Consider the following 17,960-nt stretch of genomic DNA (forward strand, 5'->3'; position numbering starts at 1 on the left):
GAAGTGGGGCGCCTTTCCTTGGACCACCAACGCCGGGCCCGGAGCCGGATTTCCGGCGGCGAGCTCAAGATCGATCATAGCGCATGCTCGCGGGACGTTCCAAGCGCGGCGATCTCCGTGAGGGGCATGCCCAGTTCCTCGTGCAGGAACCGCACGACCGTCCAGTGCGGCAGCGCGTCCGCGTCGAAGGGGCCGAACGACTCGGTGTAGAGGGGGATCCACCGCAGCGCCTCCTCGGCGGCCTTCTCGCGGCCCGGGTCCGCCTGGTAGGCGTCGTACGAGATGCTGCGATGGTGGATGAAGTGCCCGCCGGGCAGGCGCTGTTCACACAGCTCGCGGTACTCGCGGGTCTGCAGGATCAGGTAGTGCCAGATCTCGTCGATGTCCTGCTCCACCGGGAGGAAGAGGCCGCCGAGCCGGTCGGGATGACGGGAGATCAGGTAGAGGTAGCGCAGACACTCGCGGACCTGGTGGGTGACGTGGGCGGTGTCCGGTGCTCCGGGCTTCGCGGCGAAGTGGCGCACCACCTCGGCATGCAGGTCCGCTCCGAGCAGCTCTTCGCAGGTGGGGGCCCGGCGGGACGCTTCGGCGGCAGTGGCCGCCCGGCCATCGGGGCCCTCGGTGGCGGTGGCGGTGACGAGCCAGGCGTACTTCCCCGAGCGCCCGATGGGCACATGGGCGCGGTGCTCCACCTCGCACGCACGGCCGGTGAGCTTCTCCACCGCCGCGGCCAGTTCGGTCACCTCGCCCGGGGTGAGCGGTGCGCCGTCGAACGTCGTGCACCACAGCCGGCAGCGTCCCGCACCGGTCAGGCGCAGTTGGTGCAGGAACACCCGGGGACAGACGGCGGCGACGCGGGCGTCGAGGTCCGCCTGGGCGACGGGTCCGTCGGGCGCGGCGAGCAGCTCCTTCTCGCGGCCGCAGAAGGAGACGATCCGCTCCGGGTCGTCGCTGCCGTCACGGGTGCGGACGCAGTCGCCGGAGCGGTAGCGGACCAGCGGCATGTAGGGGTTGCGGACGCTGGTGACGATCAGGCTGTGGATGCCGCTGCCGGGCTCGACGGGGATCAGCTCCACGCTCATGTCGTGCAGGTAGGGGCGGTAGCCGCCGTCGGCGTCGCTGTAGAAGAGGTAGCCCAGCTCCGTGCTGCCGAACAGGTCGACCACCGGGCAGTCGAAGTGCTCCCGCAGGTACGCGCGCACGTTCAGCGGCGTGTACTCGTACGCGTGCACGATGCCGGCGGGCTGCGGGAAGCGGTCCCACAAGTCCTCTTCGGTGACTTTGCGGACCAGATGGGCCAGGTGGTACCCGGAACAGTCCAGGAGGTACGCGCCCCGTGGGTGCTCGGCGGCGACCTCACGGATCTCCGCCAGCATCCGCTCGACCTCGGCGCGGTCCCAATCGGCGGGGTCGAGACGGAGGTTGAGATACAGGGTGCGGTCGTCGAGCCAGCGTTCACCGGGGGTGGCCCCGGGCTTGGCGGCGTTGACGCGGGTGACGTGCTCGGTGGCGAGGACGGTGGTCAGCGAGATCCGCCGGGCGCCGTCGTGCCAGAGGGGCCCGAGATCGGGGTGTTCGCTCCACAGCCGGTAGTAGGAGCGGAGCAGGAAGTACGGGGGCCGGATGAGCCGCATGCGGGCGTGGTTGGTCCCGGTGGACAGCACGTACTCGGCCTCGCCCGTCTCCAGGGCGCGGGACAGCTCCGGGGTCATCCAGTTGGCGGGGAAGTCCCGGGCGATCTCCGGCTTCTCGAGAATCGGGAAGTCTCCGCGCTCGACGGACGCGCGGTAGAGGGGGATGTCCCGGACGTGGTCCAGGACTTCGGCGCTCGGCACGGGGTTCAAGGCGGCTCCGGGGCGATCTGGCGACGGCGGAAGGGGCGAGGGAGCGGGGCCGCCGCCGGGACGTGAACGGTCGCGGCGGCGGCCCCGGGCGTTACCGGTTCAGGAGATGCAGCCGGTCTTGCCGGTGGCGCTGATGCAACCGCTCTTCGGTGCCGCGCTGATGCAGCCGTCCTTCGCGGACCGCGCGCCCGAGGCCGAGTTGGCGGCCACCCACTTCTGCCACACGGACTCTTCCGTCATCCGCTTGATGAGCTGCTCCATGATGAACCTCCGTGAGAGATGGTTGAGTTGCTGTGTGCGGTGGTAGAGGTGGCCGACCGGAGTCGGCCGTAGGGGGCCGGTCAGCCGTGTGCCCGGGCCTCGGCACGCTCGGGTTCCTCGGCCGGGTCGGCGGACGCCTGCGGGAGCCTCATGCGTACGGCTTCCGTGCCGCTGTCGTTGTGCCGCAGGGCCCAGTTCTCCAGCGCGGTGCGGCAGGCGTGGTCGAGGTGGCGCACGACGGTCAGGTCGAGTTCAGTGGGCCGGTCCTTGGGCAGGGCCTCCAGCGTCTCCAGGATGCGGGGCAGCCGCAGGAACGTGGCGTTCCCCGTGAGGGTCACGATCTGCCGGCCGCCGGGCAGTTCCCGTACGTCGACGTGCACATGGGAGGTCTCCCAGGCGGACTTGACGACGGCCAGGACGAGGCCGAGCAGCACGCCCTCGAACATGTTGGTCACGACGATGGCGATCGCCGTGGTGGCGAGGACGAAGGCCTCGCCCCGATGGGCGCGGGCGAGCGGGACGATCTCCTTGAAGGGGATGAGCTTGCAGCCCGCGTGCACCAGCACACCCGCGAGCGCCGCCAGCGGGATGATGCCGAGCGCCGTGGGCAGCAGCACGGCGAACAGCAGCAGCCACGCACCGTGCAGGATCCGCGAGAGCGGGGTGCGGGCCCCGGCCCGCACATTGGCGGAGCTGCGGACGATGACCGCGGTCATCGGCAGGGCCCCGAGCACACCGCACACCGTGTTGCCGACGCCCTGGGCGACCAGCTCCTTGTCGTAGTGCGTGCGGGGGCCGTCGTGCATGCGGTCCACGGCCGCGGCGCTGAACAGCGACTCGGCGGAGGCGATCAGGGTGAACGCCAGGACGGTGCCGAGCACGGCCACGCCCCCGAGGCCGGCCAGATCGCCGAGGCCCGGCGGCTGCACGGCGTCGACCAGCCCCCGCACCGTCACGTTCGCCACGTCCAGGCCGAACCCGGCGACGACGGCGGTGGCCAGCGCGACGGCGGCCAGCGGCGCGGGCACCGTGCGCGCGGCCGCGGCGGGCAGCTTCGGCCAGAGCACGAGCACGGCGATGGTGCCGAGTCCGACGGCCGCGGCGGTCAGGGACGCGGTGTCGCTCAGGACGTCCGCGAGCAGCCCGGGCAGCCCGGCGAACTTGTCGATGCCGGAACGGGGTTGCTCCGCCCCGGCCATGGTGTAGAGCTGTCCGAGGATGAGCACGAGGCCGATGCCCGCCAGCATGCCCTGGACGACGGAGACGGATATCGCGCGGAACCACCGGCCGCACCGCAGCAGGCCGAGGGCTATCTGGAGGGCGCCGGTGAGCAGCACGATCGCGCCGAGCATGCCGAGGCCGAACTCCTGCACCGCCTCGAAGACGAGCACGGTCAGACCGGCGGCGGGCCCGCTCACCTGGAGGGCGCTGCCCGGCAGGCAGCCGACGACGAGGCCGCCGACTATGCCGGTGACCAGACCCAGTTCGGCGGGGACACCGGAGGCCACGGCCACGCCGACGCACAGCGGCAGGGCCACGAGGAAGACGACGAGCGAGGCGAGGACGTCCTGGCGCAGGACGCCGGGCTCACGCAGTTCGCGGAAGGGGGAGAGGAAGGAGGACATGAGGGTGGGGGGTCCTGTCGTGGGAGCGGGCCGGACGGGAGGCTGCGGCGGTCCTCACAGGGGACCGAACGCCGGGCGGCCGTCGGACGACGGACGGTGGGCACTGACGGTGCCGGTGTGCACTTCGTAGTACCAGGCGTGCAGGGCGAGGGCGCCGTCGGCGACGCGCTCACGGACGCAGGGGTACGCGCGCAGTCTCTCCAGCTGTGCCAGTACGTGGGTCTGCACGGCCTCGGCCACATCGGGCGAGGTGGGTATGAGGGAGCGCAGGGCGTCGTCCGGAGCGACGGAGTGCTCCAGCCAGTCGCGCACGGCCGGCACGGCCGACAGGTCCTCGCCGCGCACCAGAGCACCCACCGCGCCGCAGTGCGAGTGCCCGCAGACGACGATGTCACGGACGCCGAGCACACGGACGGCGTACTCGATGGTGGCCGCCTCGCTCAGGGGGTGGCCGGCGCGGTCGGGGTGATCGGACGAGGGGTAGGGCGGCACGACGTTGCCCGCCGTGCGGAGTTCGAAGAGTTCGCCGGGGCGCGCTCCGGTGATCAGGGCCGGGACGACACGCGAGTCGGAGCACGTGACGAAGAGGGCCTCGGGGGACTGGCCGGCACCGAGCGCTTCGAAGGCGGCGGTGTTGCGGGGGTCCGCGACGTGCGTCGCGGCGAACGAGCGGGCGTTGTCGATCAGTGACTTCACGGTGGCCTGCCTCCTGCGTCTCTCCGGCGGGCGCCGGGGACGCGGTGTGGTCGGGTCGATGACGAGGTGGGGGGAGGGGGCGGTGCCCGGCCGCTGTGGCGGCGGGCACCGGGTCGCCCGGTACGCAGCCTGGTCGGGCGGCGTGACCCCCACTTTGCCATCACATTAACCTTTGATGACAGAGCAAATTCTTGCCAAAGAATGAGTAATTACCGTCGCTGACCTGCGGATTGGTCCAGACATGAACCGTTGGGCAAGGCTCGCCCTCGGGCGTCCGGCCGGCACGGTAGGCTTGACCGGCGTTCAGGGGCCGACGGTGCCCCCGCGAAGATCCATCACCCCGCAGGAGAGAGCGTGCGCAAGTCGCTGGCGACCGGCTCCGCCGTCTGCCCGCCGTGAAGCTCCGCCCCTGAAGGGCCCGGGACCTTCACCCGCAGCGCGCTCGCAGTCCCGCGCACCGGTCCGCGTCCGAACTCGCGGGGCCGATCCTTGGGCGGCGCGGGCCCTCCCGGCCCGGCCCCTGTCACTCCGCGCACGGACTTCTCCCGCCGTCAGCGGGCCCTGTGGGCAGGCGCCCGGCCTTCCGCTTCCTTTCCGTTCCTTCCCGCACGCCCCTCCCCATGCCAGGCGTGCCCGAGCACGACAGGTCCCCGCCCTCTTGTCCTCTCCTGCCCCGTCCCCGTCCCCGGCCGCGCGCCTGCGCGGTCTGCGCCCCGACTGGCTCCGTGACCCCCGGGTCTGGCGCACGGAAGTCCTGGCCGGGCTCGTCGTCGCCCTCGCCCTGATCCCCGAGGCGATCTCCTTCTCGATCATCGCCGGGGTCGATCCCGCGATCGGTCTGTTCGCGTCCTTCACCATGGCCGTCACCATCTCGATCGTCGGCGGGCGACGCGCCATGATCTCCGCCGCTACCGGCGCCGTCGCCCTGGTCATCGCCCCGCTCAACCGCGAACACGGCCTCGGCCACCTCGTCGCCGCCGTCATCCTGGCCGGCGTCTTCCAGATCGTCCTCGGCGCGCTCGGCGTCGCCAGGCTGATGCGGTTCGTGCCCCGCAGCGTGATGGTGGGCTTCGTCAACTCCCTCGCCATCCTCATCTTCATGGCGCAGGTCCCCGAGATGCACGACGTGCCCTGGGCCGTCTACCCGCTGCTCGCCGGCGGCCTCGTCCTCATGGTGTTCCTCCCGAAGGTCACCCGGACGATCCCGGCGCCGCTCGTGTCCATCACCGCCCTCACCGCCATCACGGTCGCGGCGGGCATCGCCGTGCCGACCGTGGGCGACAAGGGCGAGCTGCCCTCGTCGCTGCCCGTGCCGGGCCTGCCCGACGTGCCGTTCACCATGGACACCCTGACGACCATCGCGCCGTACGCGCTCGCCATGGCGCTGGTCGGCCTGATGGAGTCCCTGATGACCGCCAAGCTGGTCGACGAGATCACGGACACCCACTCCTCCAAGACCCGCGAGTCGATCGGCCAGGGCATCGCCAACATCGCCACCGGCTTCTTCGGCGGCATGGGCGGCTGCGCCATGATCGGCCAGACGATGATCAACGTGAAGGTGTCCGGCGCCCGCACCCGCCTGTCCACGTTCCTCGCGGGCTCGTTCCTGATGGTGCTCTGCATCGTCTTCGGCCCGCTCGTCTCCGACATCCCCATGGCCGCCCTGGTCGCCGTCATGGTCATGGTCTGCTTCGCGACCTTCGACTGGCACTCCATCGCCCCGAGGACGCTCCGGCGCATGCCGGCCGGCGAGATCGCGGTCATGCTCATCACCGTCGCGTGCGTGGTCGCCACCCACAACCTCGCCGTCGGCGTCGTCGTCGGCTCCGTCACCGCCATGGTCGTCTTCGCCCGGCGCGTCGCCCATCTCGCCCACGTCACCTCGGTCACCGCCCCGGACGGGGCCAGCGTCGTCTACACCGTCACCGGCGAACTGTTCTTCGCCTCCGCCAACGACCTCGTCGGCCAGTTCCACTACGGCACGGACCCCGACGTGGTCGTCATCGACCTCACCGCCGCCCACATCTGGGACGCCTCGTCCGTCGCCGCCCTCGACGCGATCGAATCGAAGTACCGCCAACGCGGCAAGAGCGTCGGAATCATCGGCCTGAACCAGCCGAGCGCCCACCTCCACGAGAAGCTCAGCGGCGAACTCACCGGCCACTGACCTGCGCCCCTGCCTCCCTGACAGCGCGGTTTCACGTCCGCGCACCCGGGCACCCGGAGGTTCCCCCGGCCAGGTGGCCGCCCTCGGCGGCCCACACGCGGCCCGCCACGCCCAAGTGGTGGGAGCCGCCCCTGGAGCGGAGGGTGTGAAGGGACGACCAGGAAGGCGCAGCTGATGAACGACACCCCCGGCGCACAGGGCGGACAGGACCCGACCACCCGCCACCCCCGGCCCGACTTCCCGCAGCAGGACCAGGAGCCGCCCGGCTGGACGGGACCCATGGACCCGCCGCCCGACCACGGCGAGGAGTCGTACCGGGGCAGCGGCCTGCTGAAGGACCGCAAGGTCCTGCTGACCGGCGGCGACTCCGGCATCGGCCGCGCGGTGGCCCTGGCCTTCGCACGCGAGGGCGCGGACGTCCTCTTCACCCATCTGCCGTCGGAGGCGGGCGACGCCCGGGAGACGACGCGCCTGGTGGAGGACGCCGGACGGCAGGCGTTCGCCGTGCCGTGCGACATCCGCGAGGAGGAGCAGTGCCGCAGGCTCGTGGAGCGGGCGGTGACGGAGTTCGGCCGCATCGACATCCTCGTCAACAACGCCGCCTACCAGATGTCCCAGCCGGAAGGTATCGGTGACATCACGACCGAACAGTTCGACCGGGTCGTACGGACGAACCTCTACGGCATGTTCTGGCTCTGCAAGATGGCCGTGCCGCACATCCCCGCGGGCGGCTCGATCATCAACACCACGTCCGTGCAGGCGTACAAGCCGAGCCCGCACCTGCTGGACTACGCCATGACCAAGGGCGCCATCGTCACCTTCACCCAGGGGCTCGCCCAGATGCTGGTCGGCGACGGCATCCGCGTCAACGCGGTCGCGCCGGGCCCGGTGTGGACGCCGCTGATCCCCGCGACGCTGCCCGACACCAAGGAGTTCGGCAAACAGGCGCCCCTGGGGCGGCCCGCGCAGCCCGCCGAGATGGCACCTGCCTACGTCTTCCTGGCCTCCGACCACGCGAGCTTCATCACCGCCGAGGTCATGAACGCCACCGGCGGCACGCCGCTGCCGTGACCGGCACGTCGCAGCCGACGGCGCCCGGAGCCAACGACGTAAGGAGGCCACCGCCATTCGGTGGAATGCACTGACCTGGGAAATCGCGGCCCTGCGGCAGTCCGTCCGCAGGGCCGTGACGACCTCGGGACCGGAACGCGACACGACCGTGCAGTCGCTGAAGGCGGCCGGCGCCGGAGTGCTCGCCTGGGCACTGGCCGGCTGGTGGTGGAGCGCGCCGATGGCGCTCCTCGCGCCCTGGACGGCACTCTTCCTCGTGCAGAGCACCGTCTACCGCTCACTGCGCTCGGCGATGCAGCAGTTCGCGGTCGTCATGGTGGGCACCTTCCTGGCGGCGGGAGCGGCGGTCCTGACCGGCAACAACTCCCTCGCCGCCATGGCCATCGTCCTGCCCGTCACCGTCCTGCTGAGCACCTACGCCCGCTTCGGCACCCAGGGGATGTACGCGCCGACCGCCGCGCTGTTCGTCCTCGCGTACGGGACGTACTCGGCCTTCGACATCCTGCACCGCCTCTTCGAGACACTGCTCGGCGCCCTCATCGGCATCGCCGTGAACGCGCTGATCCTGCCCCCGGTCCACGGACGCGACGTGCGGCACCTGCGCGACCGGCTGCCCAAGGAGAGCGCCGAGCTGCTGCGCGCCGTCGCGGACGGCATCGAGGAGGAGCCCTTCGACCCGAAGAAGGCCGAGGGGTGGTACGACCGGGCGCAGCGGCTGACCGACCTCGTGACGGACCTGCGCACCGCGCGCCGCTGGACCGACGAGAGCTACCGCTTCAACCCCGGCCGCAAGCTGCGCCGCTCCGTGCCGACCCCGCCCTCGCCGGACTGGGACTTCACCTGGGACCGGATCACGGAGCACATCAGGACGACGGTGCGCACCCTCGCCGAGACGGGCGAGGACCGCCCCTCGCTCGCCGACCTGCCGAAGGAAGCGCCGGGCATCCTGGCCGAGCTGCTCCGGGCGGCCGGCGACATCTGCGCCCTCGACGAGAGCGACGCCGCACCCACGGAGCCGCGGAACGCCCCCGAGACGGTCCGCCAGCGGCACAGCGCCCTGCGTACGGCGAAGGAGGCGCACGAGCGGCTGACCGGCCTGCTCAAGGACCCCGACACCGCGGCGACCCCGGCCCTCGGTGGCCTCGCCGCCGATACGCAACGGCTGCTGAGCGATCTGACGCCCGTCGCGGAGAGCCCGCAGGACCGGTAGCCCTCGTGTGGCGTGGCGCACGAGATTGCTGTGGGCTGGTGAAGAAGGAATGTCCGGGTACCCGCCCCGCGTCGGCCGGGACCGGTCGGCACAGACGAGGAGGCTGACGTGGCCGTACGCCACCAGTTGGTCAAGAGCCCGCCCGCCAAGGTGTGGGAGGTGCTGGAGGACCCGCACCGATACGCCGACTGGGTGGTCGGCACGCATGACTCGCGCCCGCTCGACACGGAGTGGCCCGCGGTCGGCTCGCGCCTGGAGTACACCGTCCGGGTCGGTCCCTGGAAACTCGCCGGCCACACCGTGGTGCGCCACCTGGCCAAACCGGACCGGCTGGAGCTGGAGGCGTACAGCGGCGCGCTCGGCACGGCCCGCATCGCCATCGAGGTGCGCTCCTGGGGCGCCCACACGCTGGTGATCGTCGACGAGCACCCGCTCCAGGGCCCGGGCGGCGCACTGCACAACGCGGCGACCGACGCCCTCGTCCAGTTGCGGCACCGCAGCATGCTGAGCCGCCTGGCGGAGGTCGTCGAAGAGGGCTCCCGCCCGCACGGAGCCCGGCCGCGGACCGCCGAGGCCTGAGCCGGCTGCCCGGCAGGGCACCCGGAGAAGAGACAAAAGGGGAGTGGACATGCCGGACGCAGTGGTCATCGGCGCGGGGCCCAACGGGCTCGTGGCGGCGAACGTCCTGGCCGACGCCGGCTGGAGCGTCGTCGTCCTGGAGGCCCAGGACGAGCCCGGGGGCGCCGTGCGCAGCGACCGCGGCGTGCACCCGGACTACATCAGCGACACGTTCAGCGCCTTCTACCCGCTGGCGGCCGCCTCGCCGGTGCTGGCCGCGCTGGACCTGGAACGCGACGGCCTGCGCTGGTCGCACGCCGAGCACGTGCTGGCCCATCCGCTGGCGGACGGGCGCTGCGCGGTGCTGGACCGCGACCGCGCCCTGACCCGTGACTCGCTGGAGACGTTCGCCCCGGGCGACGGCCAGGGCTGGGAGCGCCTGTACGACCTGTGGGAACGCCTGCGGGAACCGCTGGTGGAGGCGCTGTTCACGCCGTTCCCGCCGGTGCGCTCCGCGCTCAGCCTCGCCGCGCGGGTCAGGGCGGGCGGCGGCCTGCGAGCGGCCCGCTCCCTGGTCCTGCCGGTGCGGCGTCTGGGCGAGGAGGAGTTCGAGGGCGAGGGCGGCCGGCTGCTCCTGGCGGGCAACGCCCTGCACGCCGACCTCGCGCCCGAGGCGGCGGGCAGCGGCGGCTTCGGCTGGATCATGTCGATGCTCGGCCAGAGCTACGGCTTCCCCGTGCCGGTGGGCGGCGCGGGCGCGCTGACGGCCGCGCTCGTGCGGCGCCTGGAGCGCCGCGGGGTCAGCGTGCGCTGCGGGGAACGCGTGAGCGAGGTGGTGGTGCGCGGCGGCCGTGCGGTCGGGGTGCGCACCGCGTCGGGGGAGGGCGTCGTGGCACGCAAGGCGGTGCTTGCCGATGTGGCGGCCCCCGATCTGTACGGAGGTCTGGTCGACGCCGCGCATCTGCCGCAGCGCGTGATGGACGACGTGCGCCGCTTCCAGTGGGACTTCGCCACGTTCAAGGTGGACTGGGCCCTGGCCCGGCCCGTGCCCTGGGAGGCGCAGGCCGCACGCGGGGCGGGGACGGTGCATGTGGCCGACGGCGTGGACGAGCTGACGCGGTTCGCCGCCCAGATCGCGCGGGGTCTCGTACCGGACAGGCCGTTCGCCCTGGTGGGCCAGATGACCACGGCCGACCCCTCGCGCTCGCCGGCCGGCACCGAGTCGGCCTGGGCCTACACCCACGTACCGCAGCGGATCAAGGGCGACGCCGGGGACGACGCGCTGACGGGCCGGTGGGACGAGCGGGAGAACGAGGCGATGGCGGACCGCGTGGAGGCGCAGATCGAGCGGCTCGCGCCCGGCTTCCGCGAGCAGATCATCGCCCGGCGCGTGCTGGCACCGCCCACGCTGGAGGCGCTGAACGCCAACCTGCACGGCGGGGCGATCAACTCCGGCACGACCAGTCTGCACCAGCAGCTCGTGTTCCGGCCGGTGCCCGGGGCGGGCCGTCCGGAGACACCGGTGCCGGGCCTGTATCTCGCCTCCGCCTCCGCGCATCCCGGCGGAGGGGTGCACGGCGCCCCGGGCGCCAACGCCGCGCGGGCCGCCCTGCGGGCGCGCTTCGGCGCGGGCGTCTTCTTCACCGCCCAGCGCGCACTCGGCCGCCGGAGCAGGACCGGACGCAAAACGGGCCGGGCCTGAGCCCTGCCGTCACCTTCCCCGGCGGCGTCCGGGTCAGGCCGATGGCCGGCCGGGCTCCTTGCCGACGACCCGGAACTGCGCGCCGTCGGGGTCCCGCAGCGTCGCCGAGGGCGGCCGCGCGGACAGGTCCTGGGTGACCACGTGCCCACCGGACTCCGCCGTGGCGCGCACGCACGCCTCCACGTCGTCGACGGTGAAGTGGACCTGCCAGTGCGGGCGTACCGCCGGATCCGGGTCCGCCTCGACGGCGCCCGAACTGAGCCGGGCCGCCGGGCGGCCCGCGCTGTAGACCACCACCTCTTCCTGCTGGTAGCGCACCTCGCAGCACTCGGGGCGCCCGCACGCCCAGTCCAGCACCTCGCCGTAGAAGATGGCGGCGTCGAAGGCGTCGCGGGTGCTCAGCCGCAGCCAGGCGGGCGCCGAGTGCAGTTCGCTGCGCCAACTGGTGAGGATCTCGCCCTCCCAGATCCCGAAGACGGCGCCGTCGCGGTCGGAGAGCAGGGCCGCGCGCCCGTTGGGGAAGGGGATCGGCCCCACCGCCGTCGTGCCCCCGCGCTCCCGGACGCGGCTCACCGTCTCGTCCGCGCTCAGGACCGCGAAGTAGGGCGTCCAGGCCACCGCGATCTGGAAGGAGGAGGCGATGGCGCCGACGCCGGCGACGGGGTCGCCGTGGGCCGTGGCGACGGAGAACTGCTCGCCGAGCTTGGCCGGGCGGAACTGCCAGCCCATCACGGCGCCGTAGAACCTCTGTGCGGTGGTGAGGTCGCGTGCCGTCAGGCTGACCCAGCAGGGGGCGCCGACCGCTGACTCACTCAGTGCCGAACCGGTCCTGGCGCCCCGGGCGGCCACGCCGGAGGTCGTCGTGCCGTACGGGCCCGGAGGCATCGTGTTGTCGTGGTGCATGTGCAACCCGTCCTGGAAATCGAGGCGCCCTGAAAATCCAGTCTGGCACCTGTGCTTTCGGGTTCGGCGGGAGGCTCGGCGCCCTGCCGCCCTTCAGTGTGGGCAAGAGGGCGCGCGACGCGCCACTCGGCGTGCGCCTCACCCGGCGGAACCCGCCCGCCCGGGAGTGCGGCCCCTGACCGGGGACGGCCGGGAGAGCAGGAGCAGGCTGTGTGCGGCCAGGGTGACCTCGCTGCCCGCCTTGTGCTCGGCCTCGTCCGACAGGCCCAGCGGGTCGGTGGTGTCGATCCGGGTCGCCCAGCGTTCCCCGTACGCGGGGCCGGGCAGACGGAAGACGACCGGCTCGCGGTGGCTGTTCAGCAGGAGCAGGAAGGAGTCGTCCACGACGGGCCTGCCGCGGGAGTCCGGCTCGGCGATCGCGTCCCCGTTGAGGAAGGCGCAGACGGCATGGGCGTCGGCGCGCCGCCAGTCGCCCTCCGTCATCTCGCGGGCGTCGGGCCGCAGCCACACGAGGTCCGCCAGCGGCTGCCTCTCGTGCGTCGCGGTGTCGCCGCGGAAGAACCTGCGTCGGCGGAGCACGGGGTGCGCGGCGCGCAGCGCGATGGCCCGCCGGGTGAAGTCGACCAGCTCGCGCTGGTCGTCGCCGAGGTCCCAGTCGATCCAGGAGATCTCGTTGTCCTGGCAGTAGGCGTTGTTGTTGCCTCCCTGGGTGCGGCCCAGCTCGTCGCCGTGGGCGAGCATCGGGATGCCCTGCGACAGCATGAGCGTGGCGAGGAAGTTGCGCTGCTGGCGCGCGCGGAGCTCCAGGATCGCCTCGTCGGCGGTGGGGCCCTCGGCCCCGCAGTTCCAGGAGCGGTTCGTGCTCTCGCCGTCGCGGTTGTCCTCGCCGTTGGCCTCGTTGTGCTTGTCGTTGTACGAGACCAGGTCGCGCAGTGTGAAGCCGTCGTGCGCGGTGACGAAGTTGACGCTGGCGCGGGGCCGGCGCCGCTCGCGCTGGTAGATGTCGGAGGAACCGGTCAGCCGGGAGGCGAACTCGGCGAGGGAGTTCTCCGCACCGCGCCAGAAGTCCCGCACCGAGTCGCGGTACTTGCCGTTCCACTCCGACCACAGCGGGGGGAAGTTGCCGACCTGGTAACCGCCCTCGCCGACGTCCCACGGCTCGGCGATGAGCTTGACGCGGCCCACCACGGGGTCCTGCTGCACGAGGTCGAAGAACGCCGACAGCCGGTCCACGTCGTAGAACTGGCGCGCCAGCGTGGCCGCCAGGTCGAAGCGGAAGCCGTCGACGTGCATCTCGGTGACCCAGTACCGCAGCGAGTCCATGATCAGTTGCAGGACGTTGGGGTGGCGCATCAGCAGGCTGTTGCCGGTGCCCGTGGTGTCGAAGTAGTGCGCCGGATCGTCCTGCGCCAGCCGGTAGTACGAGGCGTTGTCGATGCCGCGGAAGGCGAGCGTGGGGCCGTTCTCGTTGCCCTCCGCCGTGTGGTTGTAGACCACGTCCAGGATCACTTCGAGGCCCGCCGCGTGCAGCTTCTTGACCATCGACTTGAACTCGCCGACCTGCCCGCCCCTCGAACCGCGCGCCGCGTAGGCGTTGTGCGGGGCGAAGAAGCCGATGGAGGTGTACCCCCAGTAGTTGGACAGGCCGCGGTCGAGCAGGAAGCCGTCCTGCACGTACTGGTGCACCGGCATCAGCTCGACGGCCGTCACCCCGAGCGAGAGGAGGTGGTCGATGACCGCCTCCGTCGCGAGGCCCGCGTAGGTGCCCCGCAGCTCCGCCGGGACCCCCGGGTGGGTGCGGGTCAGACCGCGCACATGCGTCTCGTAGATCACGGTCTCGGCGTAGGGCCGCCGCAGCGGCCGGTCGCCCTCCCAGGGGAAGGACGGGTCGGTCACCACCGAGAGCAGGGTGTGGGCGGCGCTGTCGGCGGGGTCGGGCCCCTGCTCCGCCCGCTCGTACAGCGAGGGGTGGTTGTCCACCTGCCCCTCCATCGCCTTGGCGTAGGGGTCCAGTAGCAGCTTCGCCGGATTGCACCGGTGGCCCGTGGCGGGTTCCCAGGGGCCGTGCACCCGGTAGCCGTAGCGCCGGCCGGGGCCGACGCCCGGCAGGTAGCAGTGCCAGACGGAACCGTCGACCTCGGTCAGGGGGATGTCGTGGTGCGTGCCGTCCTCGTTGACGAGGACGAGGTCGACGCGATCGGCGATCTCGCTGAACAGGGCGAAGTTGGTTCCTTCGCCGTCATAGGTGGCGCCCAGGGGAAAGGGGCGCCCGGTCCAGGTGCGCACGCTGCTGCCTCCATACGGATGAGCGCGGTCTCGGTCTGTCCTCAGCGGCCCATGAGCGTCGGGAAGACCGACGGGCCGCGGCGTCCCGGCGAGGTCGCCGCGGCCAGTGACGCGCTGCCGTGCGCGTACGCGGGCTCACACGGCGGAGGCCGTCCGCCGCTCGGGAGAGGACGTGGTGGATCGCTCCACCATCCTCGGGCATGTTCCGTCGGACCGCCGGTCGTGAGCGGCCGGTGCGGCGCCGACGACCACCGGTTCCTCCTCGGGCGGCGCGGCGCTCGCGGCCAGGGGCACCCCGCGGGGCAGCGGGCGCGCCACCCGCAGTCCGGGCGCGGGCGGCGTCGGGGCCAGCGGGGCCCGTTCGGGGGAGCGTGCGCGGTGCGAGAACCAGATGATCTTGCCGTTGGTCGCCGGGTAGTTGCCCCAGCCGTCGCTGAGCGCGGCGATCTGTGCCAGACAGCCCTGCGGCCCGTAGTGCGGGTCGGGCAGGTCGGGTTCGCTGTCCGACACGGCGGTGATGAGGTGCTGTCCGTTCCACCACAGCTCCACCGCGGCGTTCTTGTCCGTCGCGTGTTCCTCGACCGCCCGGAGCAGCACTCCGGCGCAGTGGCACACGCGTTCGGCGAGAATCCCCAGGCCCCAGTGTCGGAGATGCGCGGCCAGGATGCGCCTGACCTGATCGATCCTCTCCGGGCTGATGTCCACCTCTAGGTGGTAATAACAGGGGATTGCTTTCTTCATCGCGCTTGGCTCCTCTCAGCGAAGCCCCGGTCTTCCCGGCCCTGTGGGGCCGAGCCCCGAGCACGAAGCGTGAGCACTGATCGCTTCTGAGTAGTCCCAGGGTGAGAGTGCTGCTCCATTCGCGCAACACGAGCAGGTCAGCCCCGTGGTTGAAGATCCAACAGGACGCTGCGTGGTCACGCGTGCACCATGGGGTGATGCTGCTGCCCACGAAAGCTGAGGTCGCGCGGCATCTGGACCAATACCGGGCGTGGGAGCGCTTGTTGCTCGCGGACCCGGCGGACCGCGCCGTGCGGATGCACTTCGAGAACACCGCGTACACGCTGTGCGTACTGATGGGTGAGTGCACGGCGCGGATCGCCGCCGACGCGGCCGAGAACTACCTGGGCCTGCGGCCGACGCGCGCACGGCAGCCGGTGCCCGGCGTCAAGGCGCCGGCGCTGACCGGCGCTCCACTGCGCCCCGTGCGCCGGAACATGGCAGAGGAGAGAGCGATGACCGAGGCTCCGAAGGCGGGCCAAGCCCCAGCGGCGGGCGCTTCGGCGCGCCCGGCTCCGGTGCGGCCCTGGTCGTCGTGGGCTTCTGCCGCGCCGGCTTCTCCTTCCCGGATTTCCCCCGCGCAGGCGTCTTCCACGCGGACCTCTCCCGCGCCCGCGTCCCCCTCCCGGACCTCTCCCGCGCAGGCGTCTTCGGCGCGGCGGGGCCCGGAGTTCCCCACCGTGCCCATCGTGGACGTCGGCCCCGCGCTTGACTGCGGACGGCGCCCCGTCAAGGCGGTCCCCGGCGAGACCTTCCAGGTCACGGCCACGCTCTTCGGCGAGGGACACGAGGCGGTCGGCGCCAACGTCGTCCTGCTCGGCCCGGACGGCCGCACCGGCCCCTGGACCCCCATGCGGGAACTGGCGCCCGGCAGCGACCGGTGGGGCGCGGAGGTGACGCCGGACGCCGAGGGGCGCTGGACGTACGCCGTGGAGGCGTGGACGGATCCGGTGACCGGGTGGCGCCGCGCCGCCGAGATCAAGATCCCCGCCGGCATCGACACCGGGGTGACGCTGGAAGAAGGCGCGCTGCTGTACGAGCGCGCGGCGGACGGGGCCCCGGACGGCACGGCACGTCGGACGCTGCGGGTCGCCGCCCAGGCGCTCCGCGACGAACTGCGTCCGCCCGACGCCCGCCTCGCGGCGGCCCTCACCCCCGAGGTGGACGCGGTCCTCGCCCGCCACCCGCTGCGTGAACGGGTCACCCGTTCGGCCGACTTGCCCCTGGTCGTGGAGCGGCGGCGGGCGTTGTTCGGTTCCTGGTACGAGGTCTTCCCGCGTTCGGAGGGTGCCGTCGTGCGGGAGGGCGCGCCGCCGGTGTCGGGGACGTTCCGCACGGCGGCCGAGCGGCTGCCCGCGATCGCGGACATGGGTTTCGACGTGGTGTACCTGCCGCCGATCCACCCGATCGGCAGCACCTTCCGCAAGGGCCCGAACAACTCTCTGTCCTCCGGCCCGCACGACGTGGGCGTGCCCTGGGCGATCGGCTCGCCCGAGGGCGGCCACGACGCGGTCCACCCCGATCTCGGGACCCTCGACGACTTCGACGCGTTCGTGCGGCGGGCGGGCGAGCTGGGTCTGGAGGTCGCGCTGGACTTCGCGTTGCAGTGCTCGCCGGACCATCCGTGGGTGGACAAGCACCCGGAGTGGTTCCGGCAGCGGGCGGACGGTTCCATCGCGTACGCGGAGAACCCGCCGAAGAAGTACCAGGACATCTATCCGCTCGCCTTCGACCGGGACCTGCCGGGGCTGGTCGCGGAGACGGAGCGGCTGCTGCGGTTCTGGATGGGGCACGGGGTGCGGATCTTCCGCGTCGACAACCCCCACACCAAGCCGGTGGTGTTCTGGGAGGAGGTCATCGCCCGGATCAACGGCACCGACCCCGACGTCGTCTTCCTCGCCGAGGCCTTCACCCGCCCGGCGGTCATGCGGGCGCTGGCCCGCGCCGGCTTCCAGCAGTCGTACACGTACTTCACCTGGCGCAACACCAAGCGGGAGATCGTCGACTGCCTGACCGACCTCTCCGTGGAGACGGCCGCCTATCTGCGCCCGAACCTCTTCGTGAACACCCCGGACATCCTGCACGCCTACCTCCAGGAGGGCGGGCGCCCGGCCTTCGAGGTGCGGGCCGTGCTCGCCGCCACCCTCTCGCCGACCTGGGGCCTCTACAGCGGCTTCGAGCTGTGCGAGAACACCCCGCTGCGGCCGGGCAGCGAGGAGTACCTGGACTCGGAGAAGTACCAACTCCGGCCGCGCGACTGGGCGGCGGCCGAGCGGGAGGGCCGCACCATCGTGCCCCTCATCACCACGCTCAACGGAATCCGGCGACGCCACCGGGCCCTGCACCTGCTCAGGAACCTCCACTTCCACCGGGCCGACAACGACGCGCTCATCGTCTACAGCAAGCGCGACGGCGAGGACCTGGTCGTGGTGGTCGCCAACCTCGACCCCCGCCACACCCAGGAGGGCACCGTCTTCCTGGACCTGGGGCGGCTGGGCCTGGATCGGCACGCGTCCGTGCCGGTGCGCGACGAACTGAGCGGCGAGACCTACCAGTGGGGCGGCGCCAACTATGTGCGTCTTGGCCCCGGCGGCGCCCATGTACTGGTGCGGCCGCAGGCGGGGGAGAACGGAGGGTCATCGTGATCGTCAATGAGCCCGTCCAGGACACCTTCGAGGACACGCCCGCCGAGGACCGTCATCCCGACTGGTTCAAGAGGGCGGTGTTCTACGAGGTCCTCGTCCGCTCCTTCCAGGACAGCGACGGCGACGGCATCGGCGACCTGAAAGGGATCACCGCCAAGCTCGACTACCTGCAATGGCTGGGTGTGGACTGCCTGTGGCTGCCCCCCTTCTTC

14 protein-coding genes and 2 pseudogenes are annotated in these 17,960 nt (G+C 72.1%); 8 read left to right on the forward strand and 8 right to left on the reverse strand.

Features of this window, described 5'->3' with window-relative positions; genetic code table 11:
- Positions 1 to 74: 74 nt before the first annotated feature.
- The 5 genes and pseudogenes from ACZ5GP_RS29305 to ACZ5GP_RS29325 all read right to left on the reverse strand — a co-directional run bounded on the left by ACZ5GP_RS29305 (position 75) and on the right by ACZ5GP_RS29325 (position 4,426).
- The gene (locus ACZ5GP_RS29305) at positions 75 to 554 is read right to left on the reverse strand and encodes a glycine-rich domain-containing protein (RefSeq protein WP_468753723.1); all 480 of its coding nucleotides are present in this window, start codon (positions 552 to 554) and stop codon (positions 75 to 77) included.
- Between the two features lie 69 nt (positions 555 to 623).
- Positions 624 to 1,844: pseudogene (locus tag ACZ5GP_RS29310) on the reverse strand (hypothetical protein); the annotation flags it as partial.
- Positions 1,845 to 1,943: 99 nt separating this feature from the next.
- Positions 1,944 to 2,105 carry a hypothetical protein gene (locus ACZ5GP_RS29315; protein ID WP_358578769.1) on the reverse strand — a complete coding sequence of 54 codons (162 nt, stop codon included), beginning with the start codon at positions 2,103 to 2,105 and terminating at the stop codon, positions 1,944 to 1,946.
- An 80-nt stretch (positions 2,106 to 2,185) separates the two neighbouring features.
- Entirely contained in the window at positions 2,186 to 3,730 is a 1,545-nt protein-coding gene (locus tag ACZ5GP_RS29320; RefSeq protein WP_468753695.1) for a SulP family inorganic anion transporter, read from the reverse strand.
- A gap of 54 nt (positions 3,731 to 3,784) precedes the next feature.
- On the reverse strand, positions 3,785 to 4,426 hold the full coding sequence (locus ACZ5GP_RS29325; RefSeq protein WP_468753696.1) for a carbonic anhydrase: 642 nt from the start codon (positions 4,424 to 4,426) through the stop codon (positions 3,785 to 3,787).
- Positions 4,427 to 5,084: 658 nt separating this feature from the next.
- Between ACZ5GP_RS29325 and ACZ5GP_RS29330 the strand changes: the two genes are divergently transcribed.
- The 5 genes from ACZ5GP_RS29330 to ACZ5GP_RS29350 all read left to right on the forward strand — a co-directional run bounded on the left by ACZ5GP_RS29330 (position 5,085) and on the right by ACZ5GP_RS29350 (position 11,134).
- The gene (locus tag ACZ5GP_RS29330; RefSeq protein ID WP_468753697.1) at positions 5,085 to 6,593 is read left to right on the forward strand and encodes a SulP family inorganic anion transporter; all 1,509 of its coding nucleotides are present in this window, start codon (positions 5,085 to 5,087) and stop codon (positions 6,591 to 6,593) included.
- Between the two features lie 174 nt (positions 6,594 to 6,767).
- Positions 6,768 to 7,664, forward strand: coding sequence for an SDR family oxidoreductase (locus ACZ5GP_RS29335; RefSeq protein WP_468753698.1), 897 nt, complete (start codon positions 6,768 to 6,770; stop codon positions 7,662 to 7,664).
- A 115-nt stretch (positions 7,665 to 7,779) separates the two neighbouring features.
- Positions 7,780 to 8,874, forward strand: a complete 1,095-nt coding sequence (locus tag ACZ5GP_RS29340; protein WP_468753699.1) for an FUSC family protein — start codon at positions 7,780 to 7,782, stop codon at positions 8,872 to 8,874.
- Positions 8,875 to 8,982: 108 nt separating this feature from the next.
- Entirely contained in the window at positions 8,983 to 9,453 is a 471-nt protein-coding gene (locus ACZ5GP_RS29345) for an SRPBCC family protein (RefSeq protein ID WP_468753700.1), read from the forward strand.
- Between the two features lie 49 nt (positions 9,454 to 9,502).
- On the forward strand, positions 9,503 to 11,134 hold the full coding sequence (locus tag ACZ5GP_RS29350; protein ID WP_468753701.1) for a phytoene desaturase family protein: 1,632 nt from the start codon (positions 9,503 to 9,505) through the stop codon (positions 11,132 to 11,134).
- Positions 11,135 to 11,167: 33 nt separating this feature from the next.
- Here ACZ5GP_RS29350 and ACZ5GP_RS29355 read toward each other — a convergent pair whose 3' ends face one another.
- From ACZ5GP_RS29355 to ACZ5GP_RS29365, 3 genes are all read right to left on the reverse strand, one after another.
- On the reverse strand, positions 11,168 to 12,037 hold the full coding sequence (locus ACZ5GP_RS29355; RefSeq protein ID WP_468753702.1) for a VOC family protein: 870 nt from the start codon (positions 12,035 to 12,037) through the stop codon (positions 11,168 to 11,170).
- Between the two features lie 138 nt (positions 12,038 to 12,175).
- Positions 12,176 to 14,323 (reverse strand): glycogen debranching protein GlgX, encoded by a 2,148-nt coding sequence (glgX, locus tag ACZ5GP_RS29360; protein ID WP_468753703.1) that lies wholly within the window; start codon positions 14,321 to 14,323, stop codon positions 12,176 to 12,178.
- 135 nt (positions 14,324 to 14,458) lie between these two features.
- Positions 14,459 to 15,064 carry a pep a2 gene (locus ACZ5GP_RS29365; RefSeq protein ID WP_468753704.1) on the reverse strand — a complete coding sequence of 202 codons (606 nt, stop codon included), beginning with the start codon at positions 15,062 to 15,064 and terminating at the stop codon, positions 14,459 to 14,461.
- Between the two features lie 197 nt (positions 15,065 to 15,261).
- Between ACZ5GP_RS29365 and ACZ5GP_RS29370 the strand changes: the two are divergent.
- The 3 genes and pseudogenes from ACZ5GP_RS29370 to ACZ5GP_RS29380 form a co-directional block, all read left to right on the forward strand.
- Positions 15,262 to 15,441: pseudogene (locus tag ACZ5GP_RS29370) on the forward strand (DUF5133 domain-containing protein); the annotation flags it as partial.
- 117 nt (positions 15,442 to 15,558) lie between these two features.
- Complete coding sequence (locus tag ACZ5GP_RS29375; RefSeq protein ID WP_468753724.1) at positions 15,559 to 17,748, forward strand: alpha-1,4-glucan--maltose-1-phosphate maltosyltransferase; 2,190 nt, start codon at positions 15,559 to 15,561, stop codon at positions 17,746 to 17,748.
- Positions 17,745 to 17,960: alpha-amylase family glycosyl hydrolase (locus ACZ5GP_RS29380; protein WP_468753705.1), on the forward strand; the 216-nt coding region annotated here is incomplete at its 3' end. The genes ACZ5GP_RS29375 and ACZ5GP_RS29380, both read left to right, overlap by 4 nt.

The sequence above is a fragment of the Streptomyces sp. NPDC031466 genome, from assembly GCF_055581265.1.